We start from the raw sequence: 21,757 nt of genomic DNA, 5'->3' as shown, positions 1-21,757 counted from the left end.
AGATTAATGTATCGGTGCCGCATACCGTGAAGCTTGAGAAGCGTGGTGATTTCTTCTATACCTTCGTCTCTGGAAAAGATGGCAAGCTGAGCATGCCAAGGGCATCTACGAAGCTGGTCCTTAAAGAACCCTTCTATGTTGGTATCAGAGTCTCCGCTCATGACGAAAAGGCTGTTGAGAAGGCTGTATTTGCAAATGTCAAGTTGGAGAAAGTCCCGCTTTCGACAGGCTCGCCAGTGTTGTATAGCGCGCTCGAAACCGTTAATGTGCTTCCACTGATCGCCATGTCGAATACGTTATGCCCCACGCACATCGAAGCGCCGAACTAGTCGCACGATGTCTCTTTCTTTCTGCTCAATCGTGACGGCAAGCTGGAGAAGCTTGCTCTTCACGGTAGGTCCGCAGAACGGGTACGCCCTTGCGCAGAGTGTGAACTTTACGGAGAACTACGCGGGCTTTGTTGCCCGCGGACAGCCATCGGCGAAGTTCAACTTCAACGTGGTTGCGGAGCACGCAGGCAACGTAAACTATAACCCGCTCCCGGGACAGGGCCCGGCTCTGCTGCATCAAGGCTTTGTGCAGGCGCTGTTTACATTGCAACCCTTTCGCCAGCTTACCGCGGACGAGACACACCTGCTGGATCGCGATCACAATGCGCACACGGGAGCTTTCGTCTACGAGAATCAGGTGCTTCGCACGAAGATCAACTACCAGTTCACACGCTCCATGTCGGCGCGCGTCATTGTTGAGTATGACTCCAACCTGGCGAACGCGGCGGAGACGACACTGGCTCGAACAAAGCAGGTGCAGACGCAGGCTCTCTTCACTTGGCTTTCGCACCCTGGCACAGCGATCTATGTGGGCTGGAATAACGACCTACAGAATCTGGACCACACGATCTGCACGCCCATTCGAGGTGCCAGCCCGGGCTGTGACACGACGAGCCTATCCTGCCACGCGGTCCTGGCTACTTGAACGATGGACGGCAATTCTTTGTGAAAGCCAGCTATCTGATGCGATTCTGGGATAAGGCAAGTTTGATCGATCGGTCAACGGCGGCCCGAGACCGGTCCTATAGATGATCTTTCGACGAGTAGCGATCGGCTCAGCAAAGGACGAGGACACGGGTCGGCTCGATACGCGTGCGGGAAGGGCGTGTCCGGCAGGGATACTAGATTCCTGGGACAGGTCAAACTGTTTCTCGTCCGCTTTTCGCGAGGAACCAGAGACTCACCGGTCTGGCTACGACTCCAGGCCGGGTATAGGGCCAAGATGAGCTGTGTAATAGAGACCAACGAACTGACTCCGAACAAGAGCGTAGGACGACACCGCTTGCTGAAGGTAGAAGGTGGACTTCATAAATCCAAACTGAAGGAAGAAGCCTAGCTGGATCCGAACAATTGCGCGGTTGAGTCGAGTCGCATCCTGGCGAATCATCTCCGAAACCAAATGCGCCTGCTCGCGATTCCACTTTTCAGCGTAAACCGCCAGATTCAGCATCGCCCAAGCGTTCCTTTTCAGCCTTTTTAGACCAGGTAAGCCACCGACGACCTCCCACATTTCCTTAGCGTCGAACCGAACTTGGTCGCGGTCTAAACTTTGAAAGTTTTCAGCAATCAGCCGAATGCCTTCGAGATCAATAGGATCTAACTTACCAAGCACTTCTCCCCAGCTTTGTGTGAGAAGTCTGCGTCGCTTGTATCCAGTGTCAATGAAATATCCAACGCCGCCGAGGAATACAAGAAGGTACAGAACAAAGAAGGTCATTTTGGCGAAGTCCTATCGATCGCAGGAACGGCACTTGACCGTTGTCTGTATTCTAAACGCCTTCCTAACGCTTCGAGTGAATCAGTACTTTCGGGGATGACCGGAGATTCAGCTGGCTCCGGCAGCCAGAATACGACTGTCCAGTAGACAGCAGCGAGCTGAAAAACTGCTATGTGCACGTTCTCAAGCAAGTTGAAGTGCCCTAAAGTGCACCAGTATGCATGAAGCCCGTCGGTCACAAAGCCAATTGTCACCCACACAATAAATCCATAACTTTCTCTCATGGCATAACTTCGCCATCCCAACCCTAGTTGGCGGGAGGCGATAACAACCCCCAGAAACATAAGAAAAACTAGGACTGTGGTAAAGACGCTTGCGCGCGCAAATAGTGCATCCAGCTCGCTGCCTGCTGCTGGATGCATGGACCACGCCATTCCTAGAGCTATGAATAAGGCAATCGTTCCCGTAAGAATGAGCCGAGATCCGGCACCTGAGACCCAACGCTCCCTCCGCCGAAGAACGATGGCTGCTACCTCCAGGATGACTGCAAGCTGTAGTACGACGTCGAGGAAGTCACAAGACCAGTACACGATCCCGTAAACGTGCTTTGATGAAAGCCTAAAAGCTCCGAATAGAGCAATTGTGTAGAGGCTCTGTGACGCAATCCATAAGGTAAACCATGGAACGGTCCTGTATCGCCGCTTGGAGAGCAGCACGATTAAGAGGACTGCGTTCAGAACGAAGCCCGTAGCCCACAGGACCGTTGCCATGACAGTCAGATTCAAGATGCACCTCAGCACAGTGATTCTAACGACTCTCTAGTGTTTCCTAAAACCCTAAATATGCGAGGACGGCCGAGTAAAAGGTCTCTGCCACTTGGGGCCGTGGATTAGAACCTCCCATCACCTGAGGACGAGGGTTGGAACCTCCCATTACCTGCGGGTTGGCCAGCTGAGCCGACATCGTGATGGGGAAGGCGGAAAGAGCAACGATTGCGGCCAGAATCAAAACACACTGCTTCTTCATATGGTTCTCCTTGGAGCGCGAAGGCGCTCACTTCAGGGTAGTCCACACTTTCAACCTTGAACTTACGAGCAATCTTTGCTTTCTAATCTCCTGTGATCTGCGGTTGCAATTGCCGCCCGCACTGTTTGTCTGGTTGCTCGGTCTCGGCGCAAACACGCCTCGGCTGCCCTCACAGACCAGCGCTACTATGTGTTTCGCGCTGACCCGCAGAGCGAACTGTTCAGGATTATAGAGACGGCATGAGCTAGATGTGACCTGAGCTGGAAGGGTGATCGGGTCGAACTCTTCGCTCTAGGTAATACCTGTTTAGCGCAGAGAGCAACGCTCGCGAGGGCGCATGGTCCTTCTCTGTGATTTGGGTGTGGGGGAATCTTACTGAGGAGGATAGCGAAAGACGGATGCTTCATCGTCGCCTGCGGTCAGGCGAGACCTTTCCCATAACTGCTGGTAGGTCATAGCCTGGCGGGTCATGCAAGAGTATAGGCTGATAAGCTTTCCATCAAAGACAAGAAGTGAAGTCTCACTGCATAATGTGCGGAGGAATGCCTGGTTGCTCACTAGGATTATAACCAAGCTAGCCAACTTCTAACGACCTGTATGGTGTCTTTCCATTGTTTCCCTCTGCCTTGGTCTCATGTTCTGAAAAGATCTAAGCGAAGTCTTTCCGATGATCAAAACTTACGCCATAGAGCGGCAGGATTCGGGCTCGAAAGCATCTCGATAAGGCCATATAGCGGTACAGGCCCGCTGTATAGATAGCCCTGAACGCGACTGCAGCCATAGCTTTGAAGAGCTTCAGCTTCTGCTTCAGTCTCTATACCTTCTGCTGACACAGCGATTCCGAGTGTTTGAGCTAACTTGATAATCGTCTCGATAATGCTCGCCGTAACAGGGTCATGACCCATCACCCTAACGAACGATTGATCTATTTTGAGCGTATCGATGGGAAACTTTCTCAAGTAGTTCAACGACGAATAGCCGACCCCAAAGTCGTCAAAGGCGATCTTCACTCCAAGACGTCGAATACTTTGGAGAACCTCTCCGACGCTTCCAGCCTCTTTGAGGAGGACGCTTTCCGTAATCTCCAACATAAGAAGCTCGGCATCCATTCCGGTCTCACTCAGGAGCGTTTCAAGACAAGGAAGGAAGCGCGGTTCCTCCAACTGCCGACTGGAAACATTGACGCTAAGGCAGAGCTCTTGTTTTGAGACCTGACGGATTATTAAAAAGTCCTTGCAGGCTTGTCTCAAAATCCACAGCCCAAGCTCTACGATGAGACCGGTATCTTCCGCAATTGGAATGAACGCATGGGGAGTCAACAGGCCGCGTGTCGGATGATTCCACCGGATCAGAGCCTCCATGCCGTGGATCATTCCCGTTCTTGTATCCACGAACGGTTGATAGTAAACCTCGAATTCCTCTTGATCCAATGCCTGTGCAAGCTGAAGCTTGATTTGAAGTTCGGCGAGCGCCGCTGCGTGCATTCCTTCGTTATAGACGACGCATAGCGCTCCGCCCTTCCTCTTCGCTGCGTACATGGCCAGGTCTGCGTCGCGCAGTACGTCTTCCGCTGCAAGTGATGGTTGATCGACAAAGCAGATCCCAATGCTCGCGGTCACTCTGAGCTTGGTTCCCATCAGCACTACTGGCCCCCTAATGGCATCCAGCATATGATTTGCAGTCAGAAGAATCTGATTGGAGTCTTCTATGTTCTCGAGGAGTACGGCGAACTCGTCTCCGCCCAATCGTGCGAGTATGTTTGCATCCTTGGTGCAACGCCGCAGCCTTTGCGCAGTTTCGTTCAGGAGTAGATCTCCCACATGGTGCCCGAGGGTGTCGTTGATCCCCTTGAATTGGTCCAAGTCAATGTAGAGGACACACGCATGGTGCTGGTCTTCATCGCGCACTCGAGTTATGAGAGCTCTGAGAGAGTGCATGAAATAGGTACGATTGGGCAGGGCTGTGAGGCTGTCATGGAAAGCAACGCGAGTCAACTCTGCTTGAATGAGCTTCCGCTCCGCGATCTCTGCATTCAACGCTTCGTTCTGAAGTGCTGTCACGCGCAATTCAGTCGCTGTCTCTTCTGACTCCTTCCGTTTCGTGATCTCTCGCTGCACCGAAACCCAATGCGTATACCACCCTCTACCATTCGGAACGGGAAAAATGCTCAATTGAACCCAAAAAGGCTTTCCGTCCTTCCGGTAGTTGACGAGCTCAATCTCAATCGATTTCCATGCCCCAAGCGCCGCGCGTATTCGCGCCGGTGCTTCCGAACCACTTAGTACTCCCTGTAAGAGGCGTGGTGATTTACCGAGAACATCCTGGAGGGAGTAGCCGGTCATCCGCGTGAACGCTGGGTTTGCATACACAATGCGAGGACCAGGAGCGTCCAAAGGCTCAGCCTCTGTGATCAGAATGGCATCGTTTGCATTATGTACCACCGACTCAAGCAAACGTTGTGACTCGCCGAGATCTTGAATGATCGCTACTGGAGCCATGGACACCGCCGAGATTTAACTTTAAGAGGGTACGTGTGCTGATCCGTTCTAGATTGCGCTCAAAACAATCGAGCCGAGGTTCCTCCAAAAGATTAGCGTAGGAGAGAGTTAACTTCCAATGTGCCCCGCGTGTAGATGAAACTGAAGGCTCGTGCTCTCCTTAGTAGTACCGGCTCTCGCTGTATACGAGTCTGATTTACGGGTCTGATATCAACTTCTTTGAAGGTAAACGTTCTTACCCATCCACCCGATTGCGGCCATTTGTCTTTGCGGTATAGAGGGCCTGGTCGGCGCGCCGCATCATTGCCTGCACTGTATCCTCTGCATTCAAGTGGGTTGCTATGCCGACACATGCTGTCAGGCTTAGCCGTTTCTCGCCTCCCGTTCCGACCTTGGAGACGGGCGATAAAGAGACCCTTTGGATGTTTCTGCGAACACGGTCCGCGACCAAACAGGCGGCTTGATGGTTGGCCCCGGGCAAGAGTGCCGCGAACTCCTCCCCTCCCCACCGTCCTATCACATCGATACCGCGCATTGCATCCTGGATCTTCTCGACGGCAGCACATAAAGCGAGATCTCCTATGTGGTGGCCGAAGGTATCGTTGATGCGCTTAAAGTGGTCTAAGTCAATCATCAGGATTGAAAAGAATGCACCTGTCTTCTGGCTTCTCAGCCACTCCTTCTCACACCATGTAAGAAACAGCCGCCGATTGAACAAGCGCGTTAGAGGATCAGTCCCTGCCATGTGTTCAAGCCCGGAGGTTCTGATTGTTATCGAAGTCCAGAAAAAACCAAATGCTACCCCTAGTACGGCGACTGTGTATGCGATGGTAGTCAAATCCCAGACTCGATGAGTGACCTCTCGGCCCCATGAGAGACCATAGATGGCCATGCAGCTTCGAACTAAGTTGGTTGCGACGGCACCCCAAAGGATTACGGCGGTAAATTGCGAAGGAAGCTGCCCGCCGTGCTTTGAGATCTTCAAAAGATGAATGGCCGTGTCAATTAACTGTCCAGCAATAAGGAGGCCGAAGACTGTGATTCGAAACCGGTTGCCGGCGTTACCATAGACACAATAAAGATCGCTTCCTACCTGGAAAGCAAGAAGTGCGGTGCCGAATGTCGGAAACAGCGACCGGCTTGCAGCAAGCTCAAGGACGCCGACATGCAGCAGGACCAAGGCGATCAGAATAGACATGTCCCACGAAAGCACAGAAGCCAACAAGGGCAGGCGATTCGAATTGAGCAGGAGGACCACTCCCACCCCGCCAGATGCGAGCGAGAGACCAAGCCATCCCAGCCCCATCAGTCCCCTATTGTGCAGGCGCGCGGTTATCATCACCGCACTCCCGCTGAAGAACAGCGCAGCCGTTAGGGTAAGAATCAGTGTGCTCTCCATCGGCTGATCTTGGATTGGCCCGAGATGAATACCCGGCTTACCTTGGAATGGTCAATAACTAAGCATCAAGCAACTTTCGTCGTTACTTCTTCACGTTAAGATGCGAGTCGGCACTCGAAACGCGTTATCTAAACTACGGCGCGCCGTACATTGCGGATTCAAATAGGCTGTTACGAACAAGGGCGAATGGATCAGGATGAGGTCGTGTTGAACGGAGAATCCTCATAGCGTCTGGTACGATTCACCTCAGACACAGACGAAGATCGGCGTTCCTCGAGAAGTTCAGGTGCAAGCGCGGGCGCCCTCTCAGACAAAGAATCAAGCTCTTTGCGGATCAACTCAACAGTTTGTAAGGGAATTTCTTCGGAGAGCGGACAGACTGCCAGAGATTGTTCGATCTCTCTCGAAAGCGAGTCGAAGTGGGCACCCGTGCTTCTATGCCGCTCGGCGGCCCCAAAGAGATTCGCCGACATTTGGATCGCGGTTAGTACCGCCGCGGCAACTCCAGCAATCCCAGCCCCGATGCGCCAGTGAACACTCAAAGAGGTCTGCGTCGTGACCAGCAGGCCAGAGCCAAGAGCTCCCGAGAGAATCACTGCTGGAACACCGATGAGGCAATTTCGTCGAACTAAGCGTCTTGCCACGAAGTAGTGCGCTCGTTGGCTGATTCGCGACTTTCGTTGCCAACTTTCGAGCAATTCAACGGTTCTCAGAACAGGCTTTTCTGACACTCAGTCCTCTAATTTCAGGTTGCTAAACCTCGGCGTGCACTTTTGGAGCATTCTGGAGACCGACATGCTTCTCTAAGAATACGACAACGGTCGATCAAAGGATGTGCCGGTATCGCTAGCTGTTTAGCAGATACGCTGCCGGCCGGGGAAGAAATCAAGGTGGTTTATGTGCTAGGGATGTACTCTTGCAAAAGGCGTTCCGCCTACTTTAAGTCGGGAGCAGATTGAGGTGTTAGCGAGCCTTTAGCGCTGATGTCGACCAAGCAGATCGCGATCAGTGCATCGGTACGCATACCTAAGGGAACTTGCGCCAAGCTTGTGAAACTAAGTGAACCATGCCATTGCGACGCTTTGACGAAAGTCTTTGCCTTGTATCTCGACCTGGACGCACATCTCCTGCAGGCGACTTCTCATCCGTTCGCCAATGCGATCGCCAAGTGTCTCCTCCCGGAGAGCGCCACGAATCGGCGTAACCTCCAGGCTGCTGCCCAATGGTCCTACGTTTGCGTAGTTTGTCGTGATGATGGTCGTTCGGCGGTCGTTATAGCGAGTGTTAAGAATCAGGCCTACGGTGTCCCAGACCCATTCGCTTGGTTTTGCTGCTCCCAGTTCGTCCAGGACCAGCACTTCGGCCTGAAAGATCGGCTCAAGGATCGCAAGCTCGGTGGCCTGGACCTGCTTGTTGTAACTGTTTTGAACCTGCTTCAAGAGTTCGCGATAGTCGCAGAAGAGCCCTGTCGCTCCGCGTTCCGTGACAAGCTTTCGCAGAATGCCCGTTGCGAGATGTGTCTTGCCGACGCCCAATCGAACCTGTCAGAAGCAGCCCGAGGCCGCCGGTGTCGACCGGATATCTCTCGACGAAGTCGGTCGCGCGACGGAGAGCGGCGGCGATGGTTTTCGTCGCTCCGTGGAAGCCGCTCTCATAATTTTCAAGCGTGCAATGCTCATATCGGCGTGGGATCCTGGCTCCCGCGACGAGACGGTCTACACGTCGTTGAAGACGACAGCTGCAATCCCGCATGAATCGGACGCCGTCCGGGTTTTCGAAGGCCTGCATGCCTGAGTCACCGCAGATCGTACATGGGTCTGCCATATCGCCAGTATCCCACTACATAGCGGCTTTGTCCTCCCCCTTGCAAGGGAGAGGACCTCAGGGGTCAAGAAAAAGGGCGGAGCCGACTGACTCCACCCAAGCCGACGGCTACTCGTCGTCCTCCCCGTCCGAAGGATCGTCAGTGTCCTCGATCTTCGAGAGCCGCTTCATGCTGATGGCATGGATCTCGGCGATCCGGCGATTGAACGTGACTCCCTCGACGTCTTCCTCGACCTCGCGATACTTGAGCTTGCCTTCAAGGGTGATGAGCTGCCCCTTCTGGAGGGTCCTGGCGAACTTCGAGAGATGGCTCCAGGCATAGACGCGATGCCATTCGGTGCGGGTTTCGTCTTCGCCCTTGTCGTTCTTCCAGCTCTCCTGGGTTGCGACGCTGAGGACGACGTACTCTTTGTTGTTCTGAGCGGTTTTGGCTTCTGCGTTCTGTCCGAGGCGGCCGATGAGGATGACTTTGTTGAACACGGTGTTTGGCTCCGTTTTCTTCTGGTTTGTGCCGCTGTCTGCGGTACACGCTTGCCCGAAGGGTGTGCCGCGCGACCCACTCCCTCGGCGACTGAAGGGAATTTGTGGAAGGGGACCCGAGTTTGCCTCGGGGGAGGAGTCCACACCTCGCAGAGGGGCGACAGCGGGTTCCGGGAAGGAGAGCGTGCGTCCGAAGGGCGTGGGTGTCTTGAGCGCGGCACGCTGCACGCAGACAGACAGGTCAAACCGGAAGGAGCCGGCCTGTTCAACGGTTTAGTCCTCATGGACGATAGTTCGCAGAAGCCTGCTCAGGGCAGGGAAGAGTCGCCTCAACGATCGCACGCTGGAAGATACAAGGGCGGTGCAAAAACGAATGGCTTAGCGGCTTGCCCAGTCTCTTGCCTTCGTCATGGTTCTCCCGATGTAGGCAGTTCGCTTCGAAGGGCTGGGGTGGCGGGAGAGGTAGTCGTCCTCAAGAGCACGTTCGATCCGGATCTCTTCCATGCCATTGGCATAAGCGGCAACACAGAAGGCGATATCTGCGGCGGCGGGGCGGTCGTTGTACTTGCTGGAGGTGCGGAAGCGTTCCAGCGACAGATTCGATAACCTCGGTCCCCTTTGGGGAGAAAGAGAAGCCTGCAGGCGTCTTGCCTCCCGTTCCTGCTCGCGAGCTTCGTGGAGCTTCGTGATTTCCTGCACAAATGCTTCCGCCATCGGGTACTGCTCGCCGGAGTGACTCCGCAACTGCACGAAAGGAAAAGCCCGTCAGGTCTCTTGTATTTAGGTTTGCAGTTGGTAAAGCCGGGCAGTCTGCCGAAGCGTCGCCAGTCTGCCGCGCTCGGATCGGCGTCATAGCGGGATGCTAACGTCTGCGCGGCGAAGGTGCCGATCAGCTTCGGAAAGACTGCCCGGTGTTTGAGCCATGCCTGGAAGTTGCCGGCACTGGTCTCGACGACGGCGCACGGCGTGAAGCCGTCAGCGCTCAGTTTCACGAGCGAGATCGCGGAGAGATCGTCGAGAACGGTGTAGCGATGCTCCCCGGAAGGGCGGATATAGATATGAGAGCCGCGGAAGTTGCGGTATTTGAGGAGCGAGAGCTTCTCGAGCACGGTGGTAGCCGAGATGCCATCGAGACCGGGGAGCATGCCCCGGTCACTCAAGACGCCTACATCGTAGAGCGGTGCTTCGATTGCGGAGAGCATGTTGCGAACGGTTGCTTCGGTCCTGTCCATCGTCGTGATCCTATGAGATGTCGTTGAGAGATGGAGGGGTGCAGGGGCAGGGAACGGACCCTGCCGCCCGCCTCAGGTGGGCGGATGGGAGAGCAAGGAGCCTGTCACCAGACTCCTCACTTCTCGTGTCTGCGTTACATCGGCATGTCCTCCGGGTCGAGTGGCAGGGGCTTTCGCTGAGCCTGATCCCTGCGGGTCCATGGGATAGCCTTCCGCAGGAACTCGCGATGGGCAGAGTCGAGCATGAGCCGTGCCTGATGCAGGTCATAGAGGGAGTAGCAGGTCGAGCATCCGCCCTTGATGCCGTTCCTGCCATCACGTTCGGGGTTATAGCGGGGATGCCGTTCGCATTTGGCCTTGACCCGCTCGGCGACTTTGAGTTTGTAGCTGAACTGGAACATCGTCTTCCTCCTCATAGGAAAAGGAAGCGAGAGCCGATGGGCTGACTCCCGCTCTGCATGGTTTGCTCTCCTTGAGGGTGGCTTGGGGCTGAAGGTTGGGAGCGAACGATCTTCTGTCCGCTCCGTAGGGCGGAAAGGGTCTAGGCGCGTTGGGTCAACTGCCGCTCGAAGGCTTCAAGGAATCCTTGGTTGCGCAGGTTCTCGTCCCAATGCTTCGCAAACTGCTGGTGCTGGTGGTGCAGGCTGATGTGGTGGTAGAGGAGGCCGCGTTCGATGCTGCGGCTCCACTGCTCGATTCCGAGGTAATCGTTACGAAAATAGAATGCGTCGAGGGTCTTCTCATGAACCTCGAAGCACATCTCGGGGTCCCGCATCAGGTCACCATTCTGCTCGCCATAGTGCGCGACCGAGATACAGGGCAATCCGGTCGGGCCTGACTCGTCGGTGGCTTCGATCACGAGCGCCATGAACGGGTCGTGCTCGATCTTGAGGTAGAGGCTGGGGGTCCAGCCCCCAGCCTTTTCGAGAATGCGAAGAATGATCTGCATTAGGCCACCTCCTCGACTGCTGCTGCAACGTTCGAGTCTTCCTCTGCCTTCACTGCGGGCGGCTCGATCGCAGAGAGGATGAGGGCTGACGTGCGCTGGATGACTTCAAGGCTTTCAGTCAGGAGTGCGGCGTTGCCGTGGTACAGGTGGATGTAGTCGGCGGATGCCCGTCCTGCGTCGAGGCCGATGGTCTGCGAGACAACGAAGGCGATGGCCTCGGCTTCTGTCTCGCGTACGGTTTTGGTGGTTGCAGTGCGGCGTTCCGCCTTATGCAACATCTCGTGCGCGAGTTCGTGCACAAGGGTGCTGAACTCTTCGGCGGGTGCCTGTCCGGGAAGGATCGCAATCCTGCCGCCGTAGCTCATGCCCAATGCGGGAGCGATAGAATCCTTGAACTCAAGCTCGATGCCCTGGGCAATGGTGAAGTCGATCAGGCGTTCGCGGTACGCGCCTACGTCTCCGGTGGTGCGCTCGGTGAACTGCGGAAGCTCTGCGCCTTCGGTCTGCGATACATCGAAGACATAGACTGCGCGGAAGCCGACGAGTACAGGGGTGTTCTGCTTCGTAATGTCCTTGTCTTTCTTGCGTTTGCTGCCGATCATCGGTGCAAGAATGCGGATGCCCTTCTGCCCTTTGCTGACTTTGCGTCCAAGCTGGTTCCATGCGTAAAGCCCTGCGACGCGGGTTGCGTCTGGGTTCTGCCGTGCGATCTCGAGGATGTTGCCGAACGAGTAGTTATGGAATCTGCCCATCGCCGTGAGGTAAGCGGTGAGGCCTTCGCTGTGTCCTGCTTCCAACTGCTCGATGAGAAGTTGAACGTTTGCCGCGATGACTTCTTTCGAGGTCTGTGGCTTGGGGGTCGAGGGAAGGGAAGTGACGTTGTTCTGGTTGCTGGTTTCGTTCGTGATGGCGATGCTGCTCATTGGGGTGTTCCTCCGCTTGGAATGGCTGTGCTGTGTTTGCTCACAAACACGCCTTGGCCCTGGCCCACGCCAGCAGGGGCGGCAAGTGCAAGTTGTGGGAAACGTGGCCTGCAAGGCCAGCCGAAGGCCGGAGGAAGCGAATACCTGGAGCTGCACGGAGCGTTTTCCATCAGCTTGCGCGCGCCAGGGACGGAGTCCCTCAGCAGGTCTGGTGACCTCGTTTTGCGCGCAAGCGCAGGAATTGCTCTTCGTCGTTGCGGTTGGTTTTAAGGGAGGGCGTTGCGGGCGGGAACGGCCCGCTGGTGGGGGTGCCGGAAGACGGCCGCTCGTGCCGGCTGGAGGCAGGGGGAGGGCCTCCCCCACAAACTGTATTTGCGAACTCTCAGAAGGTAAAAGGAAGGACCTCAAGCTACTTGTTAGAACTCTGTGGATTGTATTTCGCCTTTTGTTCGCTACACTGAAGACGTGTTCGATCCTGACGCTCATCTTCCTCGACCCAATCGCTCGCTGATCTACTTCGGAGCCTGCCTGATTGCGGGGATGCGTCTGGCACGGGAGAAGCAGGTCAATGTGCGCGTGATTCCTACGGGTGCGGCCATCAACGAATCGGTCGATCTTGCGTATGAGCTGTACAACTGCGTCTTTCGAAGAGTTCCTCGAGAGTTGGTCAAGAAACGTGGTCTGGCCGACGAAGATGTCGAGGAGTAGCGTATGCCGCGGATCTACATGCGTTTTGAATGGATGGCCGGTTGGCGGGTTAGCTTTGTGGACGGAGAGAAGACCCTCCCGAGAACCCTCCTATTTCAATCGGAAGACAAGATCGAAGCGATGGCTCAACGTGGTGGAGCTCTCAAGAGCCTGGCCGATAAGCAGGCTCTGGAACAGGCTATCCGCATGGGCAGGGGAGGCCTCTATCTGGAACTCTCGCACCCTCAACTCGCTTTGCTCGAACGTCCGAAGCCGGGAAGGTAGTCCGTGGAGGGCTCTGCGAACCTCATCAACCCTTCTTGCGCGCTAAGATGTCTGCATGTGTGGACGCTACGGACGCCGGTCCGACAAGCAATACATTGCGGAGCATTACCGTCTGGGCGACCTGAGAGACGTGCCGCTCGAGGCAGCGCCAGACTGGAACATCACTCCCGACTCCGTGCAGCCGGTGATCCGGCTGAGCAAAGATTCCGGCGAACGGGAACTCGCGTTCCTAAAGTGGCGGCTCGTACCCTTCTGGTCGAAGACCCCGAAGCCTCCGTTTGAGAGCATCAATGCCAGGGCAGACAATCTTCTGACCAGCAGTGCATGGCGTGAGCCGTTTCAACGGCGTCATTGTCTGATCCCCGGTGAATTCTTTTACGAGTGGGAGCAGATCGATAAAAAGAGGAAGCAGCCTTATGCGGTCGCTCTGAAGGATGACCGACTATTTTCCTTTGGCGGGGTCTGGGATCGATGGAAAGACCACGATAGAGGGCACATCATCGAGAGCTTCGCCATGATCACGTGTGATCCAAACGGGACCATGGAAGCCTTCCATGACCGGACACCCCTGGTGATTGAGCCCAGCGACTATGACCGTTGGCTTGCGGACGTGGAACCCTCGCAGCTGCCAATCGATCTTGTGCGAACCTATCCCGCCGAAGGAATGAAGGCGTGGAAGATAGCGAAGTTGATTGGGAACGGACCTCATCTCTTAGATCCACTCCCGGAAGCACCACCGCCCGCGTTGATGCTCTTTTAGCGCAGTCCAGAGAAGCACACTCATGGCCACTGCGTTTCAGTCTCAGACAGAATGGCATCGAGCTCGTTCGGTGAGTGCATTGGTGATTATGCGCCAACTGACGACAAGAGCGTTCGTCGTTGCTAATTTCTCGGTAGCCTCTAAGGCCTATGGCGTGACAGAAGGGCTTTTGAGGATAGATCCAAAGGGGGCCGCTCGAACTGATCAACGTGTTCCTTGGCCTACTGTCCTACCAGAGCAGTCACACCTCTGTCGATACTGGGAAGTTTGATCTTCGCGCCCGTTATGACCTAAAGGCCGACCGCACCTTCTAAGTTTGCGTTTGGGGTGTGATGATCGCACGAACCCCATCCCTGCTGGAGCGGGTCTCAACGAGAACCTTGGCGCTCGGCAATCGACTTCCGTCACTCGATTCCCACCATGCGAGGTCTTCTACTGCCTGCCCATCCATGGCGCTGCCGGTGAAAACCTTATGAATGATCGATCGATCTGGAACGCGCATGTTGGGGAAGATAACAAGGCTGGAAGCGCGAGCCGCATCGTTTGGGCTCACCTGAGTAGCCCGCAGAACTTCGATTGGCCTGTCGTGAAAACCAAGATCACCTTGGGCGATGTCTTTGCGCTCCCCACGCTTCAAGCCCAACTGAGCCTGCAACAAGATGCAAGGCGTAGGCCACGCTCTGGAAATGCCGATGATCGATGCCTGCTGGCTCGCTTCTGGGCAGAGTTGCAAGCGAATTGATTCGATCCCTTCAAAAGAAGGCCGGCCTTTGGCAACAGGCTTGATGAGATCAGGGAGGAATCCGAATGCGCCGGCGATGACGTCAACCAATGATTCCTCTGGGTCTTTTTCGTCCAGCCCGAAATGAGTTCGCCGAAATGCAAGACGCATCTGATCGGTCAAAATTAACAGATGTCCAAGCTCGTGCCACTTGGTGTAATAAGAGCGATATTTCTTATCCAAGCGACAATCGATAACCGACACATAGGGTAGTTCCCATGGTTTTCGGCTAAGCCGCTTGAACGTGATCCCAAAGACATCCGGTGCCAACTCCTCATGCAGGCTGGCGAAGGATCTTTCTCCACACTGCAGGTATCGAGTGCGCACGTCGTTCAGCTGATCGTCAGAGTGTATTTCCTCAAACTTTGTACCCAGTTTGGAGGCACTGATATCCAGGAGTTGAGAGAGGGTTCTGCAGTCCGGAAAATCTTTAAGGAATCGCGCTACTCGCTTTTCACAGAAACGAACGATGTCACGCACAGGATCTGTGGAGGTCCTGATCCCAAGATCGGAGGCGAGGGAGTGAATCTTATGACTTCGTTTGAGGCTGGTGGGCGGCATCAGCCGAATACCTTCTTAATGGCATCGTGAAGCTTCTTCCAATCGTCGACGGAGAACGTTCGCAGCCCTTTGTTGCTCCGGCGCGCGATCACTGAGCGATGTGCATCAAGGAGCTCGACCGTGGCGGCATAGGACAGTTCAAGTTCCTCTGCGGCTTGGGATAGTTCTGGAGGAATAACGGTCGGCTGGGCCGTGACCAACTCCGATGTTTCGCCTCGAAGCAGGTAATCGACCGAAGCACCTAGAACATTGGCTATTTTGAGGAGATTTTCGGAGCCGATATTCCGTTTACTGTTCTCAACGTCACTGAGAAAGCCCTTGCTTAGGCCCGCCTGCTCCGCCAGTTGTTCTTGGTTCAGACCGAGGTCGAGGCGGATATCGCGGATACGCTCTCCTACCGTAGGCATAGGCACCAGACCACAGTAACCAGTAAATTCATTAGTTTCACCCTAACCCTCACCACGATCACATGTCAACAAATTATTCGCGCAATGCTGCGAACTTATGGTCTAAATATCAACGTGCTATACTGTATTGCGAACCACCTAGATTGGTACTATGCGCGATTATGAGCAGCCGATGCCCTCCCTAGAGCAGACAAAAATCGATCTCTCCCATATCCCGCTTTTCGCGGGGATAGAGGATCTTGCGGTTACGGCAGATTTGCAGGAGTGGCTGCATTTCTACCGCGATGGGGAGTCCATCTGCCTTAAGGGCGCTCCGGCCGAATGCATGATCGTAATCCTTCACGGAGAAGTCGCGATCCTCTCCGAGGATTCTTTTTTGGTGAGCCGAAGGGCGCCAGATGTTATCGGCGAACAGGGCTACCTGAACTCTGGTTCATGCAGAACAGCTGATGCGATCGCACGAGGTACTGTGAAGGTACTTAGAATTCCGCACACCGAGGTCATCCGGCGGCTAGAGGTCAGTCCTCGCTTCACACAGAACTTGCTGGGAATTGTTTCAGCCAAACTGGCGGAAGCTACTTCAGAGCGTGGATTTCGTTATCGGAACGAGAGCCGACTGATGGCCGCATTCAGCTCCCACTTGGCGCCAGACGTCACCTCCAGGCTGTTGGCACAGGGTGACGACTATGGCAGGCCCCGGCTGATCAACGGCGTTGTGCTGTTTGCTGACGTTCGTGGATTTACCCAGACAAGTCTCCAGCTCCCGCCGATGGAACTCGCGCAACAGCTCGGCGAATACCTAGATGAGATGGTCACTATTCTGCACGCGCATCACGCCCTTGTAGACAAGTTCATCGGTGACGCTGTTATGGGTGTGTGGGGATTTCCACTCGAATCCTCTCGCCAGATGTCTGAAGCATTCGCCTGCGCCAAGCAGATGGTCGCTCGTGCTGGAACCAAGACGATTGGCGGGAAGCCTGTCCGCATTGGAGTCGGTTTGAGCGCGGGTTCTATCTTCTGCGGGAATGTCGGCAGCGATCTCAAGAGGCAGTTCACCGTTCTCGGTCCCACCGTCAATTTGGCCGCGCGCTGCGAGAGTGCCTGCAAAGAGTTGGAAGCCTCGATCGTGGTTGCAGAGGACGCTCATGCACAGCTGAGCCCCGCAGAAGCCGCAGAACTGACCGCCCACTCGGGTGTACTGCTCAAGGGTATTGGTGATGTCTGTTTGTACACGTTTTAAGAACGAGGGCCTGCAATAGAGGAAAGCAACAAGGAGATCGATATGAGCTGGGATTACAACACGAGTTTGAATCGCGTCGAGACGCATCTGCAGAACATGGGTGAGATCGAGGTCGAAAAGCTGGTCCGCGACGCAGACCTTCATAACTTGCTGTCCGAAACCTGCTGCCGTGACATCTACGGAGCGCACGTTTATGTCGATATTCCCAACTTTGCCGATCTCGCCACCTTGACTACGGAAGGTGAGGACTATCGCCGTGTTATCCAGGCACTGCACATCTACGAACGGGAAGTAGCCCGTTTGGTCGAGGAAGAGGTCTTCGACGGCGTACGGATTCACTTCCAGGGTGCAAAGCTCCACGCCCTGTTCTTTCGTCCGATTGACGACAGTGAAAAGATTGCAGCCCGTGCTGTTCTGCTGCAAGCGGTTGTTCGGCACTTTGTTTGCTGCATCTTCAACCCGGAGTTTCCAAAACTGCCTAACCTCTCCGTCTCCGGTGGCGCCGCACTGGGAAATGCGATCGGCACGAAGAATGGCCACCGCGGTGACCGCGAACTGCTGTTCCTCGGCGCGCCGGCGAACTACGCGGCAAAGATTATGACTGGCACCGACACCTTGCGGATCACGACGGATGTGTACGATGCCTTGCCGGAAAGCCTGCAGGACTACTTTGTCGCGCTTGAAGATGACCGCATGGGCATCACGGTCTACGACATGGGTTCTATCTCTCTGGAAGACCTCGACGCACTGCTGCAGACCTACGGGATCAGCTGGGATCGCGCAGCATCACTTCAGCGGATCAAAGACGACAAGGCCAACTTTCCTCTGAACAAGATTGAATATAGCGACGCGGAAGTCTCGATCGATATGGACAGTCTCGGCATCCGTAATAACAAACGTGTCTTGGCGGCGTCGGTTTTCGGTGATGTGTCTGGCTTCACGGCATACATCGACAAGGCCGCAGAGGAGAACAACGCCAAGGCGGCGCTCCGAGTGCTGCATGCGATTCGTAAGGAGATGGCGTCCATCGTCAAGCACGATTTCGCAGGCATCCGAGTTCAATTTCAGGGCGATCGCGTTCAGGCGCTCTTTCATCTGCCGAAGGGCGATGAGAAGCGTATCGCAGCTCGCGCTGTTGACACAGCCGTGGCCCTGCAGTCTGCGATGGAGCTGGTCATTAAGAAGGTGTTGCCAGAGGCGTCGGAACTAGGAATGGCGGTGGGATCTTCGGTGGGAGTAACCCTCGTCTCAAAACTGGGCACGCACGGCAACCGCGACCGCGTCTGCATCGGCGATTCCGTGGAAGATGCCGCGACCTACCAGGAAGGCTCCGCCGGTGGACAAATCGCCATTCCGGCACAGATTCACGCTAACTTAGACGAAGACCTCCAGAAGTTGTTCGTCTGGAACGAAGAGCGCGCCCTTTATATCGCGACCAGCCTGACGCAGGATAAGGTCGAGCGAGCGCGCAAGGCATCCATGTTCAAGCAAGCCGTGCACGTGGCGTCTGGTGCTCAGGGTATTTATGTTAGCAGTCAAGCGACTGCAGGGAGCCGTTCTTTTGTACCGTCGAGTTCGTTCGCGGAGTAAGCCGAAGGCATGGTTCGAGCGCGCAGATGGACGCGTCCTGCGTGCCGAAGAAGCTCTGATGAAGGAGCTATACCCTCTCTTGCGGTTCTGCGTGGATACTGATGCCGGCAAGATGAATCTTGAGGGTGACTTCGTTCTGCAGACCGACTGCGGTGTCTCTACCTCGATCGCCATTCGTATTGAGTTTCCTCGCAATTATCCGAATTCGGAGCCAGTTGCCTTCGACGCAGCTGGCAGGTTTCCGGCGCTGGTAGACCGGCACATCATTTGGGATGGCCAGTTTTGTCTTTGGCTCCCGCCCTGCTCGCCTTGGGACAAAAACGACCCGAACCGCCTCGTCCGCTTTCTGGATGAGGTGACGGTCTTTCTGGAACGGCAGATGATCTTTGATGTGACCGGTATTTGGCCTGGTGATGAGTACAAACACGGGGCTGATGGTTATGAAGAGTTCATGCTTGCACGACTCGACGGCAATCAGTCACACTTCACCTCGCTGTTTCCGGTAATCGTCGGGCGAATTCATCTTGGGCGCAATGAACGTTGCCCCTGCGGAAGCCAGAGGAAGTACAAGCGTTGTCATGCTGATGCGGTCGCTGAGATCACATCTAAGATCGGTCACGGTACGCTAAAGAGGCTCTACGACAAGCCAAAGCCCCGACATGTCACAGGAGAGCATCTTCAGAGTCCGGCTGCGACTTAACGAATTCAAACTGTATCCAAATCCGCAACTGAGAGGAAGTAAATGCCAAACATCATCGTTGAACCAGAAGAGGGTGGAACCTTTGCAGCGATTCAGAACAAGCGCGTTATCGCAAGAGGAGACACGCAGCTCGCGGCAGGTGAAAAAGCACACGACCTCAGACCCAATGACCATGTTGTTGCCGCTCGCGTGAGGACCACGGATGATGGCGGTCCAGATAAGTTCCGTCACATGTTTGGGCCGAAGCGAAAATCGCGATAGACACGGTCAACCCATGCATTTAATGAAGAGTTGGCAAATCCTCCTTCTTGTCCTCATGTTTTTTCTGTCTTCCGGACCGGAAGTCTGCCATCGATACAAGTCGGAGACGGACAAGACTCTGCCCTGGCATGGTCGTTTAAGAGCAGCCTTCCACGACTCAGAATGGAAGCGAGCGCTTTTCGGCGTACTCACTCTTCCAATCTTGCTTCTCATCTCCTGGAACGAGCCATTATTGAAAAGGGCGGCGGTTCATGTACTGCAGCAGCGTCATTCTCAATTCTTCGTGGCAGGTATTACGCTGACGCTTGGGATGTTGGCGTTCTGGTTCAAGAAGAAGAGCCAAATAAACTATGGTCTATTCGAAATTATTTTCGGAGTTGCGTCGGCATTTCGTTTGTCCCGAGGGCTATTAGTCCAAGAAGCGATGTTGGCGCAATGGGCTTCATTGGTTGGCGCAGTCTACGTAGTGTCGCGAGGACTCAATAACATTGCTGACGGTGAAAAGGAATTGAGAAAGCGTGGTGTGCCATTGAGGCGTCACAAGCTCAAGATATGGATAACTGCGGAGGTTGAGGCAATAAGGAGACGAGCTCTTGGGTGATCGATTGGCCCTGACACATTCAGCTCTATCCGGGTGCGGTCTGTGTCGCTTCGGCTCGTATCCATTACGTACTTTCTTGCTGGGTGGGTCTTCGCAGCCTCAGTCCTCCCCGAGTTGCGCTGCTGGACACCAGTAGCCGCGCTTGTTCGGTAATGATATGTCGGCTTATCGTCATCAATCCGTCCTCAGTTGACGAGTACAGGCCAATGCACGTTTCTAGATTAATTTACCAGGTGAGCGCAATGGCGATCTCACTCGCAGAGTTGCCGACCATTTGTGATAGGTGACATCAAGCGCTTCTAGGGACAGGGCGATTCACAAGCGGAGAAGCGGACTTTCAGCCACGCAAGGGTTTCGCGGTACAGCGCGCATCATGTGTCGGATTGACCAACCTAAGACTACCTCTTTATTCCGTAGCGGTCGGCGGGCTTCCCGGCGAACATCCCTTGCAGCAGCAACCCAGAGGCAGCCTCGTAGTTCCTTAAGAGCGTCTCGTCTTGAAGCGAGGGAGCAGTTATCAGCTCGCCGTCATCCAGACCAGCAAGCGCTGCGTCGACGCAATCCTCCGTCGTCATGACGATGCTCGGGTCGAGTGCATCAAGGGAGGCTCCTCCGGCAACATCCCAGCCCTCGGAAACTACTGCGCCGGGCACAACGAGCTGAACCCGAATTCCTGTGCCCGCAACCTGTTGTTGCAGGATCTGCGTGAACTGAAGCACGTAGGCTTTCGTAGGACCGTAGATAGGCACCATGGAGAGAGGCGCAAACCCAACGCCCGAACCGACGTTGACGATCGTTCCCGAACCATTCTGCTGAAAACGACCAAGCGCTGCCTTTGAAAGGGCCGTGAGTGCAGTAATGTTCAGCGCAATCATATTCGTAAACAAGTCGTCCGGTGTCTCCGCCAGAGTCTTCAATATGGAATAGCCAGCGTTGTTCACCAGCAATGACACGGAAGGATCGCTGGAGATTCTCTCAATCGTTGCGGAAAGCCCGGCTGGTTCAGCCAGATCGGCAACGAGAACTTCCGCGCGAATCGAGAAGCGCTTCTCCAGGTCATCGGCAATCTGGTTCAACCGGTCCGCGCGACGAGCCACAAGAACCAGATCATAGCCGCGTGCGGCGAGGCGGTCGGCGTAGACCTTGCCGATGCCGGACGAGGCTCCGGTGACGATAGCGGTGCCGAGTTTATGCGGATGAGAATTGCTCAAAGGTGTCTCCTTCTGGGCGAGTGAGTTGCGTTCAATCGCTTCCTAAAAGGTATACGGAATATACTTGATGTCAATTAGGTACTTCTTCTAGCCTAGGTATACTCGAGGAAACCACATGCCCTACACGGAAGAACAAGTTCTCGCCACGCTGCCCGGAATTCGTCCGATTCTTGAGCAGATCGCAAACAAGTGGTCGATCTTGATCCTCACCTTCCTCTGTGAACAACCGAAGCGCTTCAACGCACTCAAACGTCGGCTGGACGGCATTACCCAGAAGGCGTTAACCGAGAGTTTGCGGAGACTGGAGAGAAACGGTCTCGTGGCGCGGCGAGTCATTCCAGTTTCGCCAGTTGCAGTGGAGTATTCCATCACACCGCTAGGACGAGAATTGCAGGCACCGTTCCTGGCGCTCTACGATTGGGCCGTCAAACACCAACGAGAGATAGAGAAGGCGCAGAGAAGCTTCGATTCAGCCCTCAAATTGAGCACCTCTCATGAAAGGAAGCTTCCTCCATCACAGTCGCCAAAAAAGTAGCCCTTGTTTGTTAATCGCGATCTCAACTTGTGATATCAGG

At 54.9% G+C, this 21,757-nt stretch carries 27 protein-coding genes; 12 read left to right on the top strand and 15 right to left on the bottom strand.

What is annotated here, in order from left to right:
• Positions 1-26: 26 nt before the first annotated feature.
• Together OHL20_RS22525 and OHL20_RS22520 are read left to right on the top strand one after the other, a co-directional pair.
• Entirely contained in the window at positions 27-329 is a 303-nt protein-coding gene (locus OHL20_RS22525; RefSeq protein WP_263385556.1) for a hypothetical protein, read from the top strand.
• A gap of 52 nt (positions 330-381) precedes the next feature.
• On the top strand, positions 382-975 hold the full coding sequence (locus OHL20_RS22520) for a hypothetical protein (protein ID WP_263385555.1): 594 nt from the start codon (positions 382-384) through the stop codon (positions 973-975).
• Between the two features lie 267 nt (positions 976-1,242).
• On the opposite strand, the gene OHL20_RS22515 is transcribed toward OHL20_RS22520, so the two are convergent.
• From OHL20_RS22515 to OHL20_RS25040, 7 genes are all read right to left on the bottom strand, one after another.
• A complete protein-coding gene (locus OHL20_RS22515) occupies positions 1,243-1,767 on the bottom strand; it encodes a hypothetical protein (protein ID WP_263385554.1) in 525 nt (174 codons plus the stop codon).
• A complete protein-coding gene (locus tag OHL20_RS22510) occupies positions 1,764-2,552 on the bottom strand; it encodes a hypothetical protein (RefSeq protein WP_263385553.1) in 789 nt (262 codons plus the stop codon). Before OHL20_RS22510 ends, OHL20_RS22515 begins: the two co-directional genes overlap by 4 nt.
• 43 nt (positions 2,553-2,595) lie before the next feature.
• Positions 2,596-2,793, bottom strand: a complete 198-nt coding sequence (locus OHL20_RS22505; RefSeq protein WP_263385552.1) for a hypothetical protein — start codon at positions 2,791-2,793, stop codon at positions 2,596-2,598.
• Positions 2,794-3,464: 671 nt separating this feature from the next.
• On the bottom strand, positions 3,465-5,291 hold the full coding sequence (locus OHL20_RS22500) for a sensor domain-containing protein (protein ID WP_396272778.1): 1,827 nt from the start codon (positions 5,289-5,291) through the stop codon (positions 3,465-3,467).
• A 235-nt stretch (positions 5,292-5,526) separates the two neighbouring features.
• Positions 5,527-6,690: a GGDEF domain-containing protein gene (locus tag OHL20_RS22495; RefSeq protein WP_263385551.1), complete on the bottom strand. Its 1,164-nt coding sequence runs from the start codon at positions 6,688-6,690 to the stop codon at positions 5,527-5,529.
• Between the two features lie 191 nt (positions 6,691-6,881).
• Positions 6,882-7,421: an SLATT domain-containing protein gene (locus OHL20_RS22490; protein WP_263385550.1), complete on the bottom strand. Its 540-nt coding sequence runs from the start codon at positions 7,419-7,421 to the stop codon at positions 6,882-6,884.
• A gap of 324 nt (positions 7,422-7,745) precedes the next feature.
• Positions 7,746-8,225 (bottom strand): ATP-binding protein, encoded by a 480-nt coding sequence (locus OHL20_RS25040; protein ID WP_317891002.1) that lies wholly within the window; start codon positions 8,223-8,225, stop codon positions 7,746-7,748.
• On the opposite strand from OHL20_RS25040, the gene OHL20_RS25035 reads away from it, so the two are divergent.
• The gene (locus OHL20_RS25035) at positions 8,212-8,484 is read left to right on the top strand and encodes a hypothetical protein (RefSeq protein WP_317891001.1); all 273 of its coding nucleotides are present in this window, start codon (positions 8,212-8,214) and stop codon (positions 8,482-8,484) included. The two genes, OHL20_RS25040 and OHL20_RS25035, sit on opposite strands and share 14 nt — an antisense overlap.
• A 138-nt stretch (positions 8,485-8,622) precedes the next feature.
• Here OHL20_RS25035 and OHL20_RS22480 read toward each other — a convergent pair whose 3' ends face one another.
• The 5 genes from OHL20_RS22480 to OHL20_RS22460 form a co-directional block, all read right to left on the bottom strand.
• Complete coding sequence (locus tag OHL20_RS22480) at positions 8,623-9,222, bottom strand: single-stranded DNA-binding protein (protein WP_263385549.1); 600 nt, start codon at positions 9,220-9,222, stop codon at positions 8,623-8,625.
• Between the two features lie 179 nt (positions 9,223-9,401).
• Positions 9,402-10,226, bottom strand: a complete 825-nt coding sequence (locus OHL20_RS22475; RefSeq protein ID WP_396272775.1) for a RepB family DNA primase — start codon at positions 10,224-10,226, stop codon at positions 9,402-9,404.
• A gap of 134 nt (positions 10,227-10,360) precedes the next feature.
• Positions 10,361-10,627 (bottom strand): hypothetical protein, encoded by a 267-nt coding sequence (locus OHL20_RS22470; protein WP_263385548.1) that lies wholly within the window; start codon positions 10,625-10,627, stop codon positions 10,361-10,363.
• 140 nt (positions 10,628-10,767) lie between these two features.
• Positions 10,768-11,175 carry a DUF6908 domain-containing protein gene (locus OHL20_RS22465; protein ID WP_263385547.1) on the bottom strand — a complete coding sequence of 136 codons (408 nt, stop codon included), beginning with the start codon at positions 11,173-11,175 and terminating at the stop codon, positions 10,768-10,770.
• Entirely contained in the window at positions 11,175-12,098 is a 924-nt protein-coding gene (locus tag OHL20_RS22460) for an ArdC family protein (protein ID WP_263385546.1), read from the bottom strand. Before OHL20_RS22460 ends, OHL20_RS22465 begins: the two co-directional genes overlap by 1 nt.
• A 465-nt stretch (positions 12,099-12,563) precedes the next feature.
• On the opposite strand from OHL20_RS22460, the gene OHL20_RS22455 reads away from it, so the two are divergent.
• The 3 genes from OHL20_RS22455 to OHL20_RS22445 are packed head-to-tail and all read left to right on the top strand — an operon-like array spanning position 12,564 to position 13,830.
• Positions 12,564-12,806, top strand: coding sequence for a hypothetical protein (locus OHL20_RS22455; protein ID WP_263385545.1), 243 nt, complete (start codon positions 12,564-12,566; stop codon positions 12,804-12,806).
• A gap of 3 nt (positions 12,807-12,809) precedes the next feature.
• Positions 12,810-13,070 (top strand): hypothetical protein, encoded by a 261-nt coding sequence (locus OHL20_RS22450; protein WP_263385544.1) that lies wholly within the window; start codon positions 12,810-12,812, stop codon positions 13,068-13,070.
• A 55-nt stretch (positions 13,071-13,125) separates the two neighbouring features.
• Positions 13,126-13,830 carry an SOS response-associated peptidase gene (locus OHL20_RS22445; RefSeq protein WP_263385543.1) on the top strand — a complete coding sequence of 235 codons (705 nt, stop codon included), beginning with the start codon at positions 13,126-13,128 and terminating at the stop codon, positions 13,828-13,830.
• Positions 13,831-14,140: 310 nt separating this feature from the next.
• On the opposite strand, the gene OHL20_RS22440 is transcribed toward OHL20_RS22445, so the two are convergent.
• Both OHL20_RS22440 and OHL20_RS22435 read right to left on the bottom strand, forming a co-directional pair.
• The gene (locus OHL20_RS22440; protein WP_263385542.1) at positions 14,141-15,172 is read right to left on the bottom strand and encodes a hypothetical protein; all 1,032 of its coding nucleotides are present in this window, start codon (positions 15,170-15,172) and stop codon (positions 14,141-14,143) included.
• Positions 15,172-15,579, bottom strand: a complete 408-nt coding sequence (locus OHL20_RS22435) for a helix-turn-helix domain-containing protein (RefSeq protein WP_263385541.1) — start codon at positions 15,577-15,579, stop codon at positions 15,172-15,174. Before OHL20_RS22435 ends, OHL20_RS22440 begins: the two co-directional genes overlap by 1 nt.
• A 172-nt stretch (positions 15,580-15,751) precedes the next feature.
• On the opposite strand from OHL20_RS22435, the gene OHL20_RS22430 reads away from it, so the two are divergent.
• The 5 genes from OHL20_RS22430 to OHL20_RS22410 are packed head-to-tail and all read left to right on the top strand — an operon-like array spanning position 15,752 to position 19,971.
• Entirely contained in the window at positions 15,752-16,819 is a 1,068-nt protein-coding gene (locus OHL20_RS22430) for an adenylate/guanylate cyclase domain-containing protein (RefSeq protein WP_263385540.1), read from the top strand.
• Positions 16,820-16,861: 42 nt separating this feature from the next.
• A complete protein-coding gene (locus OHL20_RS22425) occupies positions 16,862-18,409 on the top strand; it encodes an adenylate/guanylate cyclase domain-containing protein (RefSeq protein WP_263385539.1) in 1,548 nt (515 codons plus the stop codon).
• 58 nt (positions 18,410-18,467) lie between these two features.
• The gene (locus tag OHL20_RS22420) at positions 18,468-19,109 is read left to right on the top strand and encodes an SEC-C domain-containing protein (protein WP_263385538.1); all 642 of its coding nucleotides are present in this window, start codon (positions 18,468-18,470) and stop codon (positions 19,107-19,109) included.
• 42 nt (positions 19,110-19,151) lie between these two features.
• Positions 19,152-19,370 (top strand): hypothetical protein, encoded by a 219-nt coding sequence (locus OHL20_RS22415; protein WP_263385537.1) that lies wholly within the window; start codon positions 19,152-19,154, stop codon positions 19,368-19,370.
• Positions 19,371-19,383: 13 nt separating this feature from the next.
• Positions 19,384-19,971: a hypothetical protein gene (locus OHL20_RS22410; RefSeq protein ID WP_263385536.1), complete on the top strand. Its 588-nt coding sequence runs from the start codon at positions 19,384-19,386 to the stop codon at positions 19,969-19,971.
• A 398-nt stretch (positions 19,972-20,369) separates the two neighbouring features.
• Here the strand turns inward: OHL20_RS22410 and OHL20_RS22405 are convergent, their stop codons facing one another.
• Positions 20,370-21,182, bottom strand: coding sequence for an SDR family NAD(P)-dependent oxidoreductase (locus tag OHL20_RS22405; protein WP_263385535.1), 813 nt, complete (start codon positions 21,180-21,182; stop codon positions 20,370-20,372).
• A 115-nt stretch (positions 21,183-21,297) separates the two neighbouring features.
• Between OHL20_RS22405 and OHL20_RS22400 the strand changes: the two genes are divergently transcribed.
• Positions 21,298-21,717 carry a winged helix-turn-helix transcriptional regulator gene (locus OHL20_RS22400; RefSeq protein ID WP_263385534.1) on the top strand — a complete coding sequence of 140 codons (420 nt, stop codon included), beginning with the start codon at positions 21,298-21,300 and terminating at the stop codon, positions 21,715-21,717.
• Positions 21,718-21,757: the final 40 nt, after the last annotated feature.

Origin of the sequence: Granulicella arctica, from assembly GCF_025685605.1 — a bacterium.
In the GTDB taxonomy this organism is placed as follows: domain Bacteria; phylum Acidobacteriota; class Terriglobia; order Terriglobales; family Acidobacteriaceae; genus Edaphobacter; species Edaphobacter arcticus.
This window is presented reverse-complemented; position numbering and strand designations above follow the sequence as displayed.

Bases quoted from the DNA above. Each gene is read 5' to 3' on its own strand.
- OHL20_RS22430 (WP_263385540.1), top strand. From the start codon at position 15,752: ATGCCCTCCCTAGAGCAGACAAAAATCGATCTCTCCCATATCCCGCTT.
- OHL20_RS22460 (WP_263385546.1), bottom strand. From the start codon at position 12,098: ATGAGCAGCATCGCCATCACGAACGAAACCAGCAACCAGAACAACGTC.
- OHL20_RS22415 (WP_263385537.1), top strand. From the start codon at position 19,152: ATGCCAAACATCATCGTTGAACCAGAAGAGGGTGGAACCTTTGCAGCG.
- OHL20_RS22505 (WP_263385552.1), bottom strand. From the start codon at position 2,793: ATGAAGAAGCAGTGTGTTTTGATTCTGGCCGCAATCGTTGCTCTTTCC.
- OHL20_RS22465 (WP_263385547.1), bottom strand. From the start codon at position 11,175: ATGCAGATCATTCTTCGCATTCTCGAAAAGGCTGGGGGCTGGACCCCC.
- OHL20_RS22470 (WP_263385548.1), bottom strand. From the start codon at position 10,627: ATGTTCCAGTTCAGCTACAAACTCAAAGTCGCCGAGCGGGTCAAGGCC.
- OHL20_RS22445 (WP_263385543.1), top strand. From the start codon at position 13,126: ATGTGTGGACGCTACGGACGCCGGTCCGACAAGCAATACATTGCGGAG.
- OHL20_RS22435 (WP_263385541.1), bottom strand. From the start codon at position 15,579: ATGCCTACGGTAGGAGAGCGTATCCGCGATATCCGCCTCGACCTCGGT.
- OHL20_RS22420 (WP_263385538.1), top strand. From the start codon at position 18,468: ATGAAGGAGCTATACCCTCTCTTGCGGTTCTGCGTGGATACTGATGCC.
- OHL20_RS22500 (WP_396272778.1), bottom strand. From the start codon at position 5,291: ATGGCTCCAGTAGCGATCATTCAAGATCTCGGCGAGTCACAACGTTTG.
- OHL20_RS22495 (WP_263385551.1), bottom strand. From the start codon at position 6,690: ATGGAGAGCACACTGATTCTTACCCTAACGGCTGCGCTGTTCTTCAGC.
- OHL20_RS22450 (WP_263385544.1), top strand. From the start codon at position 12,810: ATGCCGCGGATCTACATGCGTTTTGAATGGATGGCCGGTTGGCGGGTT.
- OHL20_RS22440 (WP_263385542.1), bottom strand. From the start codon at position 15,172: ATGCCGCCCACCAGCCTCAAACGAAGTCATAAGATTCACTCCCTCGCC.
- OHL20_RS22400 (WP_263385534.1), top strand. From the start codon at position 21,298: ATGCCCTACACGGAAGAACAAGTTCTCGCCACGCTGCCCGGAATTCGT.
- OHL20_RS22425 (WP_263385539.1), top strand. From the start codon at position 16,862: ATGAGCTGGGATTACAACACGAGTTTGAATCGCGTCGAGACGCATCTG.
- OHL20_RS22515 (WP_263385554.1), bottom strand. From the start codon at position 1,767: ATGACCTTCTTTGTTCTGTACCTTCTTGTATTCCTCGGCGGCGTTGGA.
- OHL20_RS22410 (WP_263385536.1), top strand. From the start codon at position 19,384: ATGCATTTAATGAAGAGTTGGCAAATCCTCCTTCTTGTCCTCATGTTT.
- OHL20_RS22475 (WP_396272775.1), bottom strand. From the start codon at position 10,226: ATGGACAGGACCGAAGCAACCGTTCGCAACATGCTCTCCGCAATCGAA.